Source organism: Algibacter agarivorans (assembly GCF_039543245.1).
Classification (GTDB): domain Bacteria; phylum Bacteroidota; class Bacteroidia; order Flavobacteriales; family Flavobacteriaceae; genus Algibacter_G; species Algibacter_G agarivorans.
The window spans coordinates 13,831-30,196 of the sequence record NZ_BAABJJ010000018.1 but is presented as its reverse complement, the minus strand read 5'-3'; the positions used below and the strand labels follow the sequence as shown (position 1 = coordinate 30,196).

Annotated in this window: 14 protein-coding genes; all 14 read left to right on the top strand. The window is 31.1% G+C overall.

The genetic code is table 11. From position 1 onward, the window contains the following. Positions 1-101 precede the first annotated feature (101 nt). The 14 genes from ABD935_RS07620 to ABD935_RS07555 are packed head-to-tail and all read left to right on the top strand — an operon-like array spanning position 102 to position 16,363. The gene (locus tag ABD935_RS07620; RefSeq protein ID WP_345191186.1) at positions 102-1,100 is read left to right on the top strand and encodes an N-acetylneuraminate synthase family protein; all 999 of its coding nucleotides are present in this window, start codon (positions 102-104) and stop codon (positions 1,098-1,100) included. Continuing rightward, positions 1,100-2,260, top strand: a complete 1,161-nt coding sequence (gene neuC / locus ABD935_RS07615; protein ID WP_345191185.1) for a UDP-N-acetylglucosamine 2-epimerase — start codon at positions 1,100-1,102, stop codon at positions 2,258-2,260. Before ABD935_RS07620 ends, neuC begins: the two co-directional genes overlap by 1 nt. Then, positions 2,260-2,958, top strand: a complete 699-nt coding sequence (locus tag ABD935_RS07610) for an acylneuraminate cytidylyltransferase family protein (protein ID WP_345191183.1) — start codon at positions 2,260-2,262, stop codon at positions 2,956-2,958. Before neuC ends, ABD935_RS07610 begins: the two co-directional genes overlap by 1 nt. Next, a complete protein-coding gene (asnB, locus tag ABD935_RS07605) occupies positions 2,958-4,664 on the top strand; it encodes an asparagine synthase (glutamine-hydrolyzing) (RefSeq protein WP_345191182.1) in 1,707 nt (568 codons plus the stop codon). Before ABD935_RS07610 ends, asnB begins: the two co-directional genes overlap by 1 nt. Positions 4,665-4,706: 42 nt before the next feature. Continuing rightward, complete coding sequence (locus ABD935_RS07600) at positions 4,707-6,116, top strand: UDP-glycosyltransferase (protein ID WP_345191180.1); 1,410 nt, start codon at positions 4,707-4,709, stop codon at positions 6,114-6,116. A 12-nt stretch (positions 6,117-6,128) separates the two neighbouring features. Next, positions 6,129-7,562, top strand: coding sequence for an MBOAT family O-acyltransferase (locus ABD935_RS07595; protein WP_345191179.1), 1,434 nt, complete (start codon positions 6,129-6,131; stop codon positions 7,560-7,562). Next, a complete protein-coding gene (locus ABD935_RS07590) occupies positions 7,562-8,449 on the top strand; it encodes a hypothetical protein (RefSeq protein WP_345191178.1) in 888 nt (295 codons plus the stop codon). Before ABD935_RS07595 ends, ABD935_RS07590 begins: the two co-directional genes overlap by 1 nt. Positions 8,450-8,451: 2 nt before the next feature. Continuing rightward, a complete protein-coding gene (locus ABD935_RS07585; RefSeq protein WP_345191176.1) occupies positions 8,452-9,597 on the top strand; it encodes a glycosyltransferase family 4 protein in 1,146 nt (381 codons plus the stop codon). After that, a complete protein-coding gene (locus ABD935_RS07580) occupies positions 9,590-11,125 on the top strand; it encodes a glycosyltransferase family 2 protein (protein ID WP_345191175.1) in 1,536 nt (511 codons plus the stop codon). Before ABD935_RS07585 ends, ABD935_RS07580 begins: the two co-directional genes overlap by 8 nt. 34 nt (positions 11,126-11,159) lie before the next feature. Then, positions 11,160-11,885: a glycosyltransferase family 2 protein gene (locus ABD935_RS07575; protein WP_345191174.1), complete on the top strand. Its 726-nt coding sequence runs from the start codon at positions 11,160-11,162 to the stop codon at positions 11,883-11,885. Next, on the top strand, positions 11,885-13,186 hold the full coding sequence (locus ABD935_RS07570) for a hypothetical protein (RefSeq protein ID WP_345191173.1): 1,302 nt from the start codon (positions 11,885-11,887) through the stop codon (positions 13,184-13,186). Before ABD935_RS07575 ends, ABD935_RS07570 begins: the two co-directional genes overlap by 1 nt. Continuing rightward, positions 13,183-14,178, top strand: coding sequence for a glycosyltransferase family 2 protein (locus tag ABD935_RS07565; protein WP_345191171.1), 996 nt, complete (start codon positions 13,183-13,185; stop codon positions 14,176-14,178). Before ABD935_RS07570 ends, ABD935_RS07565 begins: the two co-directional genes overlap by 4 nt. Beyond that, on the top strand, positions 14,175-15,296 hold the full coding sequence (locus ABD935_RS07560) for a glycosyltransferase family 4 protein (RefSeq protein WP_345191170.1): 1,122 nt from the start codon (positions 14,175-14,177) through the stop codon (positions 15,294-15,296). The genes ABD935_RS07565 and ABD935_RS07560 overlap by 4 nt, the downstream gene beginning before the upstream one ends. After that, positions 15,293-16,363: a glycosyltransferase gene (locus ABD935_RS07555; RefSeq protein WP_345191169.1), complete on the top strand. Its 1,071-nt coding sequence runs from the start codon at positions 15,293-15,295 to the stop codon at positions 16,361-16,363. Before ABD935_RS07560 ends, ABD935_RS07555 begins: the two co-directional genes overlap by 4 nt. Positions 16,364-16,366 lie beyond the last annotated feature (3 nt).

Sequence of the window (16,366 nt, the reverse complement as noted above, 5' to 3'; positions counted from 1 at the left end):
AATTGGTATAAGTAAAATATGTATAACTAAAAACGTTTTCCTTTTATTCGGTTCAGATAAATTATTAAATTGCCATGGTTCCAAAATAATAGTTGCAGGTAATGAGTTTTATAATAGCTGAAATAGGTCAAGCGCACAATGGAAGTATTGATATTGCTCATGATTATATTGATGCATTGGCTAAAACAGGAGTGGATGCTATTAAATTTCAAACCCATATTGCAAATGCAGAAAGTAGTATTTACGAGCCTTTTCGAGTAAAATTTTCAGACCAAGATGCAACACGTTTCGATTATTGGAAGCGTATGGAATTTAAGCTTAGTGAATGGAAAGGATTAAAACAGCATTGTGATGATGCTGGACTAGAGTTTATGAGTTCACCTTTTAGTAATGCAGCTGTTGACTTGTTAGAAGAAGTTGGTGTCAAACGCTACAAAATAGGTTCTGGTGAGGTTACTAATTTTTTACTTTTAGAACGCATATCTCAAACTAAAAAGCCTGTAATTTTATCTTCAGGAATGAGTTCTTTTAATGAGCTTGATGCCGCGGTAAAATTTTTAAAAGAGAAGCATATAGAAATAGCTGTTTTACAGTGTACCACGGCATATCCAACAAAACCACAAGAATATGGGTTGAATGTAATAACAGAATTAATATCGCGTTATAATATCCCTATCGGTTTTTCAGATCATTCAGCAAAAATAGAAACCTGTATTGCGGCTAAAGTTTTAGGAGCTGAAATATTAGAATTTCATGCGGTTTTAAACAGACAGGTTTTTGGACCAGACACCACATCTTCATTAACCATTCAAGAGGTTGAAACACTGGTGAAAGCTGTTAGGAATATAGATATTGCACTTCAATCATCTATCAATAAAAACGATACAAGCAAGTTTTCAGAATTAAAACTAATTTTTGAAAAATCATTGGCTGTAAACAAAAATCTAAATAAAGGACATATTATTAGATTTGAAGATTTAGAAGCAAAAAAACCTGCAAATAAAGGTGTTAAAGCTTCAGAATTTAGAAGTGTAATTGGAACTAGACTTCAACGAAATATGACACAATGGGAATTTTTAAATAATGAAGACATCGCATAATGACTAAACGAAAAATCTGTGTTGTAGTTACTGCAAGACCATCATATAGTAGAATAAAAACCGCTTTAACAGCAATTAAAAAACACCCAAGTTTAGAATTGCAATTGGTTATTGCAGGTTCTGCATTGTTGGATCGTTACGGTAATGCTGTTGATTATATAGAGCAAGATGGATTTAAAATAGACGCCAAAGTATTTATGGTGTTAGAGGGAGAAAACAAAACGTCTATGGCTAAAACCACTGGTTTGGGCGTTATGGAGTTGGCAACCGTTTTCTATAATTTAAAACCAGATGCGGTAGTTACAATTGCAGACCGTTTTGAAACTATAGCAACTTCTATTGCAGCGGCATATCAAAATATACCATTAATACATATTCAAGGCGGAGAAGTTACGGGCAATATCGACGAAAAAGTTAGACATGCCAATACCAAATTGGCCGATATTCATTTGGTAGCTTCTAATGATGCAAAAGCACGTTTACTTAAAATGGGCGAAGATGCTGATTATGTATTCAATACAGGCTGCCCATCAATAGATATAGCAAATGTGGTTAGAGAATCTCCTGAATTAAATTTTAATCCTATTCAAAAATATGGTGGTGTAGGAAAGCATATAGATTGGAAAAATGGTTATCTGGTAGTTATGCAACACCCTGTAACTACAGAGTATGATGAAGCTAGATTGCATGTTACAACATCTTTGAAAGTAATACATGAATTAGGGATTCCAACCTTTTGGTTTTGGCCTAATGTAGATGCTGGTGCCGATGGAACATCAAATGGAATACGGTCATATCGTGAAATATACCAACCAGAGAATATCCACTTTTTTAAGAATATGATTCCTGAAGATTTTTTAAGATTATTAGTAAATAGTAAATGCCTAATAGGTAACTCTAGTGTTGGTATCAGGGAGTGTGCTTTTTTAGGCGTTCCAGTAGTGAATATAGGCACAAGGCAACATGGCAGAGCTAGAGGCGAAAATGTAATTGATGTATCATATAGCAGCGAAGCTATAAAAAATGGGATTAATAATAGATTTGAAAAAGCAAAAGTTATAAAGCAAAGCGCTATTTATGGAGAAGGAAATTCAGGAGAAAAAATAGCTAATATTCTAGCTGATGTTAAACTACGTTTTCATAAAACGATTTCTTATTAATGAATATTTTAGGCATTATACCTGCACGAGGAGGCTCCAAAACGGTACCAGGAAAAAATATAAAACTTTTAGCTGGCAAGCCGCTTTTGCAATATACTGTGGATGTTGCCAAAGCATCAAAACACCTTTCTAAATTAATTTTAAGTTCAGATGATGATGCTATTATTAATGTGGCAAAGCAACTGAATTTAGAAGTTCCGTTTAAAAGGCCTTCAGATTTAGCGCAAGATAGTTCACCAACATTACCCGTTATTCAACATGCATTACATTTTTATAAAAACCAAGGTATTCATTTTGATGCGGTTTGTTTATTACAGGTTACAAGCCCTTTTAAAACAACGGAATTTATAGACAATGCTATTGAAAGATTTATTGAAAGCAAAGCCGATGCGTTAGTTTCTGTTAAAAAAGTGCCGGATGAATATAATCCACATTGGACATTCAAAGTAAACGATAACGATTGTTTAGAACTTTCAACAGGTGAAGAAAAAATCATAGGCCGACGTCAAGATTTACCTGTGGCGTATCATAGAGACGGTATTATTTATTTAACAAAAACCAACGTCCTTTTAAATCAAAATTCACTCTATGGCAATTCCTTGGGGTATATCGAATCGCCACCCAATTTCAATGTTAATATTGATACCATGGAAGATTGGGAAAAAGCGGTTACTATGGCACAAAAACAGAAATTATAATGTGCGGAATTGCTGGGATTATTGGTAACAAAGCTACAGAAGATAGTTTAGGTAAAATGCTTTCAGTTCAGCATCATAGAGGTCCTGATTTTACTGGAAAATTTTTGAATAACAATGTAGCTTTAGGCCATAATAGATTATCCATAATAGACCTTAAATCTAGTGCTAATCAACCTTTTTTTTCTAATGATAAAAGATATATTCTCATTTTTAACGGTGAAATATATAACTATATTGAGTTGAAAGATGAGTTACAAAATAACTATGATTTTTATACTGATTCTGACACCGAAGTATTATTGGCATCCTACATAAAATGGGGCAATCAATGTCTGTCAAGATTGAACGGGATGTTCTCGTTTTTAATTTGGGATACTTTTAAAGAAGAAGTATTTGCAGCAAGAGACCGTTTTGGTGTGAAGCCATTTTATTACGCATTAAAAGATGAGTCGTTTTACTTTGCTTCAGAAATTAAAACGTTGTTTTCAGCTGGTATTCCAAAGAAAACAAATAATAAAGTTTGGGCCAATTATTTTGCTTTTGGAAGTTATGGCATGCCAGATGAGTCATTTTGGGAGGGTGTTTTACAGCTTCCTGGAGGACATGTATTAACTTATAAAAAAGGTAAATTAAATATAGAAAGATGGTATGTTTTTGAAGAAGAAGTTAAGAAGCATCAAACAAAGCTTTCATTTGAAGAAGCAAAAACAACCTATAGAGATTTATTAGAAGATAGTATTAAGTTGAGGTTTCGAGCAGATGTTCCTTTAGGATTCAACGTAAGTGGAGGCGTAGATAGCTCAACTTTATTGGCATTGGTTAATAAAAATGAAGAAGGAAAGCATATAAATGCATATACGTTTTATACCGATAATTCCAAATATGACGAACTGCCTTGGGTCGAAGCGTTGTTAGATAACACAAATAATCCGTTGCATAAGGTTCTTTTGAAAGCTCAGGACATAGTAAATTTGAGTAATGAAATGTGTCAGTTTCAAGATGAACCTTTTGGCGGGGTACCAACTATTGCTTATGCTGAAATTTTTAAAAAAGCTCAAAAAAATGGCGTAGTTGTTTTATTGGATGGACAAGGAATGGATGAGCAATGGGCAGGTTATGATTATTACGTAAAAAGGACAGCTAGTGTTATTCAAGGTGTAAATAAATCCCCGTTTAGACCAAAAATTTTGAATCCTAAATTTTTAAATTTGTCAGAGAAAATTGAGTACCCAAAACCTTTTGATGATGCTATTAAGAATATGCAATATCGAGATTTGTTCTATACTAAAATCCCGAGAGCCTTACGGTTTAATGATAGGCTTTCCATGGCTGCAAGTACCGAATTGAGAGAACCTTTTTTAGATTATAGGTTAGTAGAATTTGCTTTTGCGCAACCTTTGGAATATAAAATTAATAAAGGAAAACAAAAATATTTATTACGAGTTTTGGCCTCAGAATACTTGCCAGATGCTATAAGGTACGCACCAAAAAGAGCATTGCAAACACCACAACGTGAGTGGTTGGCAAATGATTTAAAAGATTGGGTGCAGTCTGAAACAAATAATTTAAAGACGCTAAATTGGTTTGATAATGAACTATTGGATGATGAATTGAAAGTTTATTTTGACGGTGATCAAGATAGTAGTTTTCATATATGGCAATGGATAAACGCGAGTCTTTTACTAAAGGAAAATAATTTAGGGTAAAATGAATTCTAAATTTTAGAAATTAAAATTATAGTAAGCAGAATGAGTAAAAAGGTTTTTGTTTTGGTATCAGATGGAGTGAGTATTCGGAACTTTGCTTATACTTCATTTCTATATTTGGCCAAAGAAAAAAATATAGATTTAGTATTTTGGAATAGTACGCCTTTTAGCTTGCAAGATATAAATGTTAGAGAGGTTGAAATTAATAAACCTAAACCAAGTGCTTTAACCGATTTAATAAAAACGGCATTAATACGTATTGAACTTAACCTTTTTACAAAACGTGATAAGGATTTAATTTATCAGAAATATAAGTTCCCGTTGTCTTATAAAAATTTAAAGTCAACTATAAAAAGCTTATTTGTTAAGTTGATTGTTGGTATATTCAATTCAGAAGAAGGCATTAAGCAATTGCGTTCTAAAATGATTGTTTTAGAACGAAAAACCGAATATTACAAACAATGTAAGTTGAGTTTAGAAAAGGAAAAACCAGATTTTGTGTTTTCTACAAGCCAGCGTGCCGTTACAGCTATTTCACCGCTTACGGCAGCTCAAGATTTAGACATTACAACAGCTGCTTTTATTTATTCTTGGGACAATATTCCAAAAGCAACTACTGTTGTTACAGCCGATTATTATTGTGTTTGGAGCGAACACATGAAAAAGGAATTGCTTCATTATCAAAAATATATTGAACCAAAACAAATAAAAGTAACGGGAACACCTCAATTTGAAAATCATTTTGATGCGTCTCTTAAAGAATCAAAAGTCAAGTTCTTTAAAACACATGGTTTAGATTTGAATAAAAAATATATTTGTTTTAGTGGGGATGATATAACAACGTCTCCAAAAGACGAGTTGTATTTAAGAGATTTGGCTAAGGCTGTGGAAGTACTTAATAATAAGTCACACAATGTGGGTATAATTTTTAGAAGGTGCCCTGTCGATTTTTCAAACAGGTATGATGGTGTGTTAGAAAAATATAAAGATATTATTGTTTCTATTGAACCTATTTGGGAAAAAAAAGGTGGCGCTTGGAATAGTATAATGCCAACAAAAGCAGATTATAAACTTCAAACTAATATCGTTGAACATACTGAATGTGTGGTGAATTTAGGGTCTTCAATGGTTTTTGATTATGCCGCTTATGGCAAACCCTGTGCCTTTATGAATTACAATTATTTTAATGATGAAGCGAAGCCACAAAAAGGGGTATATGTTTATGATTTTGTACACTTTCGATCTAAACCATCAAAGGATGTTGTATGTTGGTTAAAACATCCTGATGACATTTCAAAGGATATAGAAAACCTTCTAAAAGATTCTAATAAAACGGTAAAAGCTTCACAAGAGTGGTTTAATGCAATTAATCAATATCCGCATTCACTTGCATCAGAGCGTATATTGAATGATATGCATAAGTTGATTTCATTAAAAAATAAGCAATTATAAACGACGTTATCTATGTTTTTCAACTCAATTGCTTTTTTATTATTTCTGCCTACTGTGTTTTTTTTGTATTGGTTTTTATTGAAACGAAACCTTAAGGTTCAAAATATCCTTTTATTGGTTGCTAGCTATTTTTTTTATGGCTGGTGGGATTATCGCTTTTTGATACTTATTGCATTAAGTACGGGGATTGATTATGTTGTTGGTTTAAAACTACAAAGCGAAACGGTTAAAAAAAAGCGGAACTACTTATTAGCTTTAAGCTTAATTTTCAATTTAGGCATGTTGGGCTTTTTTAAATATTACAATTTTTTCGTTGAAAGTTGGATAGATGCTTGGGCAATGTCAGGAGTTAAAATGCATGTGTCAACTATGCAAATTGTGCTTCCTGTTGGTATTTCGTTTTACACGTTTCAAACCTTAAGTTATACTATAGATGTCTACCGTAAAAAATTGACACCAACTAAGAATTTTATAAATTTCGCGACTTTTGTGGCTTTCTTTCCTCAACTAGTAGCGGGGCCAATAGAAAGAGCTACAAATTTATTACCTCAATTTTCAGTAAAAAGAATCTTTAATTTAGAAAGAGCCAAATCGGGAATACATTTAATTATTTGGGGACTATTTAAAAAAATAGTAATCGCCGATAGCTGTGCAACTTATGTAAATGCCATTTTTGACAATTATCAAGAAGTAAATACATTAACTCTTCTTATGGGTGCTGTATATTTTGCTTTTCAAATTTACGGTGATTTTTCTGGTTATAGCGATATAGCTATTGGGACAGCAAGACTTTTTGGATTTGAATTAATGCAAAATTTCAATTACCCATATTTTTCTAGAGATGTGGCAGAGTTTTGGAGAAGATGGCATATATCGCTCTCAACTTGGTTTAGAGATTATTTATACATCCCATTAGGAGGCTCTAGAACAACTAAAAATAAACAAATTAGAAATGTTTTTATTATATTTTTAGTTAGCGGTTTTTGGCATGGAGCAAATTGGACGTTTATTATTTGGGGTGCATTGCATGCCTTGTTTTTTATTCCTTTATTAATTGGGAAAAAGAACAGGAAAAACATAAATCAAGTTTCAGAAAATGGAGTTATACCTTCTTTTAGGGAATTTATGGATATGCTAATAACTTTTACATTAGTTACATTGGCGTGGGTGTTTTTTAGAGCAGATAACAGTACAGTGGCATGTCATTATATTAAGCGATTAGTGTCTAACTTAAATTTCAATATTGAATATTTAAGTATTGAAAGGTATAGTATAGAAATATTAGTGTTAATAGGTATATTTATACTCTTTGAATGGTTCCACAAACATGTTGAGCATCCTTTTTTAGGTCGAGTAAAATGGCTGAAAATCGTTGGTGTTATTATAATGATTTTAACATTGGGAGTGTATTCCAATCATCTAGAATTTATTTATTTTCAATTTTAATGAAACAGTTTTTAATATACATATCTAAAGTTATTGGGATCCTTATAATCCTTATGTATGGGTTAGACACTTTGTATTCCTATGTTTTTAAAAATGGTATTCCAAGAAACAAAATTCAAAAAATACTTCAAACAAAAAATGTACATTACGATATTGTTTTTTTGGGATCCTCTAGGACTGAAAATCATATTGATTGCGCGTTGGTCGAACAATTAACAGGAAAATCTTGTGTAAACTTTGGTTTATCTGGTGGGTCAATAGGAGATATGCTTATTTTGCTAACTTTAGCAGATTCCAATGGTGTTACTTTTGATGATGTTTTTTTACAAGTTGATTATAACTATAATAGTAAAGGACTATCAAATAATTTTAAAGCTAGTTTAATTCCGTTTATTAAAAATACTGATATAAAAAAAGAATTAAAAAAGGATAAGCAAAACTTTTATTATAGCAGTATTCCTTTTTATAGGTATATGAAATATGACAAAGTAGTAGGTTTTAGAGAGAGCTTATTAGCATTTTTAGGCAAGAAACCAAAAATAAATCTTGAAGTAGGGTTTAATCCTAAAGTAGGTGTTGGCTTAACTAAATCAGGTCAGTTACCTACTATTTATAATGATAAAAATGAAGAAATTCAGTCTTTAATTAGTTTGATGAAAGAAAAAAGAGTTAACCTTAAATTTTTTATAGCTCCTTATTGTATGGAAATGGAGAACAGGAATAGATTTGGTGTTTTAAAATCTCGCTTAACTAACATATTTAATTATAGCTCAGTTTTTGATTATAAAGAAGAGTATTTTTTTAATTGTGGACATTTAAATATAGATGGTGCTCGCGAATTTACCAAAATACTGATTAAGGATTTTTATACTTTTAAAATCAATTAAAGTTGAACATAGCCTTCATAACCCCAGAATATCCACATAATAATTTGAAGCCTTCTGCAGGTTTAGGGTCAAGCATTAAAAATATGGCATCTGTTTTGGTGCATACAGGGCATAGTATTACTGTTTTTGTGGTTTTTCAAAACGAAGAAAAAATATTTTATGATGATGGTATAAAAGTTATTTCAATCTCACGTAAAGGGTATAGGTTTTTTGGTTGGTATTTAGAGCGCAAGTACATACAGAAAAAAATTCAACAAGAAATTCAAACCTCCAAAATAGAGGTTGTTGAAGCGCCTGATTGGACAGGAATTACTGCATTAATGTCATTTTCTATACCGTTAATTATTCGTTTACACGGTAGCGATACTTATTTTTGTAACCTTGAAGGGCAACATCAAAAACGAAAAAATTATTTTTTTGAAAAAATAGCTTTAAAACAAGCAGATAGAATAGTATCTGTAAGTACATTTACCGGAAACTTAACGAAGGAATTGTTTCATTTAAAATGTGATATTAAAACTATCTATAATGGAATTAATACTGAAATATTCAAACCTATTGACACGAAAATTAAGACAGGACAGGTATTATATTTTGGTACTATTATTAGGAAAAAGGGCGTGTTAGAGTTAGCAAGTATATTTAATAAAGTTGTGGAAGTATATGAAGATACAAGTTTACTTCTAATAGGAAAAGATGTTAAGGATGCTTTTGAAAATAAATCAACACTCGATTTGTTTTTCGAACTTCTAACTGAAAAAGCTAAATCTAAAGTGACGCATATACAAGAAGTGCCTTATAAAGACATAAAAAATCATATAGCGAAGGCTCAAGTTGTGGTTTTACCAAGTTTTGCAGAAGCTTTCCCAATGACATGGCTTGAAACTTTAGCTATGGAAAAAGCTTTGGTGGCTTCGAACATTGGTTGGGCAACAGAGCTTATGGAAGATGGAAAAACAGGATATTTGGTAAACCCCAGAAATCATGAACTGTTTTCAAATAAAATTGTATCACTTCTAATGGACGAAGAAAAGAATAAACGCTTCGGAAACAATGGAAGGGCACATGTTATTTCTAATTTTTCGACATCTGTTGTTCTTAAAAAAAATATAGACCTATATAAATCACTACTTCCCAAAAATGATTAAACTCCATACATATACCACGCATAGTGGTGAAGTTTTGTTTTATAACGGAGACCCAGATTTTGAAATGTTGGAAGAGCTCTCCAAAGGTGCTGGCGATTTATGGCATAGTGGTTTAGATCAAGGCTTTGAAAACTGTTTTCAAGAATTGGTGTATCAATCTGCTGTGTATTGGTGGTTTATTAATGATTTTGAAGGTGTAGACACCTGTGTTAACTGGAGGTTGAATGCGCATAATTTCGTAGTTAGAGCATCTGTTTGGGAAGTGTTAGGTGGCTTTGATTATCAATATTCAGAAGTTGTTGTTAGTGGATTAGATTTTGGATTTAATTTGATAAGAAACTCAGGAGGTACCCCACTTTATGTAAAAGGTTTATTTCCAAAGGCGTCAATTGATGTGTCAATTTCAAAAGAAGACAGGTATTTGTTTTTTTTTAAAAATTTCAAAATGCATCATAGTTATTATATGTTGTTTAGGAAGGTGTTTGGTTTTTTATCTGAATATAAAGCTTTAAAAAGTGCTTCTAGAAAAGTTTTAAAAAAGAAAAATACAATTCTTGATTACAGGGATTTAAATACAATAGAAGGTAATCCAACAGTCAGTTTGGTTATTCCAACAATGAAGCGTCAAGAATATACAGAGTTGCTGTTAAAAGACCATAACGCACAAACGTATCTTATTAAGGAAGCCATTATTGTTGATGCAACTCCAGAGGAGGAGCGAGACGCAAAATATTACAACCCAGAAAACTTTAAGTTTGAAGTTAAAGTAAAATGGCAAACGACTAAAGGCAGTTGTCGTGCCAGAAATGAAGCTATAAATATGTGTACTGGCGATTATATTATTTTTGCTGATGATGATGTGAGGATATTGCCAGATTTTGTTGAGAATCATATAAAGATACTGCAAACTTACAACGCCAGTGCTTGTAATGGCTTAGATATTATGGCAGATAACACAAATCAAAATATTACCGATTTAAAACAAAAACTTTCAACGTTAAAGGCTGATAGATGGAAAGTTGGAGTCTCACACATGTTTAGTAATGCCAATTCATGTGTTAAAAGAACTGTTGTAGAAAAGTTAATAGGCAATGATGTGAATTTTGATGGAGGCTACGGAGAGGATGCAGATTTTGGTTTAAGAATATTAATGTTAGGCGAAGTAGTATTACACAATCCGTTTTCGCCTAATTTGCATTTAAAACCACCAATGGGAGGGTATCGATTTTGGGGGAATCAGTCAAAAATACTAGGTAAAAACCGTAAAGTTCAACCTTGGGAATTAGATAAACCAGTAAAGTATATTCGTCCGGTACCTAGCCCAACAGTGACATATAAATTTTTGAAACATTTTACGCCATCGCAAATTAAAGAATGGCGTTGGAAGCATTTTTTTATATACCTTTTTAAAAGAGAAAAAAAAGGAATCATTTTAAGATTATTAAAATTACCATATAAATGTATACAGTTTAATAAATCGTTACTATATGCAAAACGATTAGTAAAAAAAGGAGAACAGTTTAGATAGAACAATTACTATTTTATAAAACAAAAAAGTATAAATGAACAACACATTTACTAAATTATCCATCATAATTCCAGCTTACAATGAAGCGGCAACAATTCATCAAATCTTAGATAAAATTAGAGATGTAAAGCTATTAGATAATATTAGTCGTGAGCTTGTTATTGTAAATGACTTTAGTACCGATGGAACTTCAGAAGCTGTAAAAAAGTATATGAGTGCTAATGGCGACTTAAATATAAAACTTTTTGAACATAAAAAAAACAAAGGTAAAGGCGCAGCACTACATACTGGAATTGATAAAGCTAACGGAGATATAATAATTATTCAAGATGCCGATTTAGAGTACGACCCAAAGGAATATAACAAGCTTTTAAACCCCATTTTAAATGGGCATGCCGATGTCGTTTACGGAAGCCGATTTATGGGAAGTAATCCGCATAGAATCTTGTTTTTCTGGCACAGTATAGGGAATAAATTTCTAACGTTTTTTAGTAATATGATGACTAATTTGAATTTAACAGATATGGAAACCTGCTATAAAATGTTTAACGCAGAAATGCTAAAGTCTTTAAGTTTAAAGGAAAACAGGTTTGGTTTTGAACCCGAAGTAACAGCAAAAATATCACGAATTCCAAAAGTTAGAATTTACGAAGTTGGTATTAGTTATTATGGAAGAACTTTTGAAGAAGGAAAAAAAATAGGATGGAAAGACGGTTTTAGAGCTATATATTGTATCATAAAATACAGATTTTTTAAATAATGACAAAATATTTAAGTAAGCCTAGTTTTATAGCCATAGCTTTTTTATGCGTATTGCTGCCTAAAATTTACTTCTTGGTTTTGTCATACAATAACAAATTGTACACACCTGAAAAAGTGTATGCTGGTGGTGATGGTTCACATTATTTAAAAATTGCTAAAAACATAAATACGTTTGGTGTTTTTTCAGACAATAATTCAGGAACTTCTACAGAAAGTGCTACTTGGAGACCACCACTTTGGCCTTATGTTTTGGCTTCGGGTTTTTATATAACTAACAATCCATTTGGTTTAATTATAGCAAAATCTATATTAGAATTGATGTTGTTGATTTTTGCCTTTTCATTAATAAAGCGTCTTGAAAATATTAAACCTATTCATTTTTTAATTTTTGTAATACTTTTTATAGAACCTTACTACTTAAAATATTCCACATTATTTTTATCAGAGAGTTTAACTTCAATTCTAGTGCTTTTATTGGCATTATCTTTTGTGCTATTTAGTGAATCAAAAAAATATAGTATTATTATTCCATTGCTATCCGTAATAACTATTCTATGTCACCCTGTTTCTGTGTTTTTCGTACTAGCACTATTGGTTATGTACGGTTTAACCAATTTAAAAAAGCATCCTATTAGAGTCTTAACTCATGCTATGTTAATTGTTGGATTAATGGTTTTATGGCCACTCAGAAATCTACAAACTTTTAATCAGGGACTTTATTTAACAGCATCGCAAGGTGCAACATTTTCCAAAGGGTGGAATGAAAATGTAATAACAAATTACACTAATGTTGATGGTGATTTAGCCGATGAAGGTTTAAATTTAAAATATGTAGAAAACTTAGAGGGTAAAGCCAAAAATTCAACTTTAGAATTAGGTAAACTTTATAAAGAGGGCACAATCAATTATATTAAAAATTTAAGCTTTAAAGACTTTTTTAAAATCATTTTTATTAAGTTGAAGTCTAATTTTAATCCGTTTCCAGAAAAGCCAAAAGAAGGCGGATTAGAGTCTTTAGCTATCGTTTTTAGATTACTTTATGTTGTTTTGTTTTCACAATGTTTGTTCAGGATTTTTAAATACAGAAGATTCAAAATAATATCAGAAAAAGACAAAGTTTATTTAGTCGTTTTCTCAATACTAATTGGTCAAATATTTATGGCTGCTTACATTTACACAGGTTTACGATTTAATGCTATTTATGGTTTAGCTTTGTTATTTAGTTTTATATATATTAATACAGATTTTCTTTTTAATGTGAAAGAAAAATTCATTACAACTTCTAAGGATATATTATGAAATTCTCATTAATTATATGCACTTACATGCGAAGCGAACCTCTATTGAAACTACTATTTTCGATAAAGGAACAAATTCTATATCCAAATGAAATTTTAATTATAGATGGGTCTATTGACAATAAAACTGAAAAACAATTAAAAAATAACACCTTCGAGGATTTAAAATATTATAAAGTCAATGAAGTCGATAGAGGTTTAACAAAACAACGCAATTATGGGATTAATCTAGTTTCTGAGGCTTCAGAAATTATTTGTTTTTTGGATGATGATATTATTTTGAAAACTGATTATTTTGAAAATTTATTAAGTACTTATACCTTAAAAAAAGATGCTTTAGCTGTTGGAGGCTATATTTTAAATAATGTAAATTGGGAAGAAACATCAGATGAAAAAAGTAATAATAAATTTTATTTTGGTGAGTGGATGCGCAATGAACCATTGCGTTTTAAATTAAGAGGGAAGTTTGGTTTATTACCAGATAAAGTACCAGGTTTTCTTCCTACATTCGCTCATGGAAGAAGCATTGGGTTCTTGCCACCTTCAGGGAAAATTTACGAAGTTGAGCAAATTATGGGTGGTGTCTCTTCATATAAAAAAGAAGTTTTTGAGCAGATTAGTTTTTCAACTTATTTTGAAGGATATGGTTTGTATGAAGATGCCGATTTTAGCCTGCGACTTTCAAAACTAGGAAAACTATATGTTAATACTTCAGCGCAATTATATCATTATCATGATGATTCTGGCAGACCAAACAAGTATGCATATGGTAAAATGGTAGTTAGAAATGGCTGGTATGTTTGGCGTGTTAAATACCCAAATCCAAATTTTAAAGCTAGAATAAAATGGCATGCTACGTCTTTGTTATTAACTATCATTCGGTTTACTAATGTTATAACTACCAATAAAAAAAAGGAAGCTTTTACAGAAAGTTTGGGGCGTGTTGTAGGCTGGGTTTCTTTGTTTTTTAATAAACCAAAAGTAAAAGCATGAGGTTTTTAATTATTTCACATACGCCGCATAAGCAAGAAGCAAACGCACTTTTTGCTTATGCACCTTATGTACGTGAAATGAATTTATGGTTAAAGTATGTTGATGAGGTTGAGGTGGTAGCACCAAAAATTAACAATCCAACAACTAATTTAGAAGTGTGTTATGAACGTTCAGATATTATTTTAAATAAGATTCCATCTATAGCTTTTACTTCTATTAAAAAGAGTTTGGTATCTACAATTCAAATTCCAATAATACTTATTTCAATTTTTAATGCCTGTAAAAGAGCAGACCACATTCATTTACGTTGCCCAGGTAATATCGGTTTGTTAGGATGCTTGATTCAAATATTTTTTCCTAAGAAAATAAAAACCGCTAAGTATGCAGGTAATTGGGATTCTAAAAGTAAACAGCCCTTAAGTTATAGATTTCAAAAGGCAATATTAAGAAACACTTTTTTTAGTAAAAACATGACCGTTTTAGTCTATGGTTTTTGGGAAAATCAATCTAAAAACATCATCCCTTTTTTTACGGCAACTTTTAAAAATAAAGATATTATAACCCCTTCAGAACGCGATTATGACAATAAGTTACGTTTTGTATTCATAGGTAGTTTAGTTAATGGAAAAAATCCGTTATTGGCTATTAAGATTGTAGAATCATTACAAAAAAAAGGCAATATAGTTCAATTAGAATTGTATGGTGAAGGTGTTTTGAAAAACGAATTGCAGCAATATATAGTTGATAATAATTTAGAATCTAGCGTTCAATTGAAAGGAAGTCAAAAAAATGGAATCATACAAGAGGTATTGAAAACGGCTCATTTTTTAATATTACCATCAAAATCTGAAGGTTGGCCAAAAGCTGTTGCCGAAGCTATGTTTTTTGGAACGATTCCTATAGCTACAAAAGTATCATCTGTCCCTTACATGCTTGATTATGGGAATCGAGGAATTTTAATTGAACCTAATATTGATGATGCTATTGTAAGTGTTTTGAAACATTTAAAAGATACTGACCGTCTAAAAGTAATGTCTAAATCTGCTAGTATATGGTCTCAAAACTATACTTTAGAAACTTTTGAATCAGAAATTGTTAAATTGCTTAAGAGACTATGAGAGTTTTACAATTAATAGATTCTTTACAAGTTGGTGGTGCAGAACGTACCGCCGTTAATTATGCTAATTTATTGTCAGTAGAAATTGAAAAATCATTTTTATGCGCAACAAGATTGGAAGGGGCTTTAAAACTTGCTTTAAGTGAAGATGTGGAATATTTATTCTTGAACAAGAAGCGAACATTAGATTTTAAAGCGTTAAAAAAGTTAAATGATTTTATAAAAAACCACAAGATTAATGTTATTCATGCGCACTCCACATCCTATTTTTTTGCGACACTTTTAAAACTTATAAATAGAAAAATAATTGTTATTTGGCACGATCATAATGGGAATAGACTGTTTTCTAATAAATCTCATAACAGCGTTTTAAAAAGCTGTTCTTATTTTTTTAATAAAATAATTACGGTAAATGAAGATTTGAAATTGTGGTCAGAACAAAATACGCTTACAAAAGAAATTTATTGTTTACCTAATTTTTCTGTTTTAAAAGGTGAGGAAAAACAAGTTACAAATTTGAAAGGCAATATAGGAAATCGTATTGTTTGTTTAGCAAATTTGAGGCATCCAAAAAACCATATTTTTTTACTTGAAGCATTTTTTAAAGCAACTGAGTTTATGGAAAACTGGAGTTTACATTTAATAGGTAAGAATTTTAATGATGCTTATTCAAATGAATTAAATAAATTTATTGACAGCCATAATTTGCAAGACAAGGTGTTTGTTTATGGACAAAAACAAGATGTAAATTATATTTTAAACCAAAGTGATATTGGGGTTTTAACGTCTTCTTCTGAAGGTTTACCATTAACTTTATTAGAGTATGGCTTAGCTAAATTACCTATTGTTGCAACAAATGTAGGCGATTGTAATAAAGTTATTACTAATAAAAGGGAAGGGCAATTAATTAATTCTCAAAATGTAGATGCTTTTTCTAAAGCCTTATTACTTTATATAAACGATTCTGAGTTACGCAAGCAACATGGCGAGTCGGTGTATAAAAATGTTAAAATTAACTTTAGTGCTGATAATGCAATAACGCAATTAATCTCAATTTATAAATCATAATAA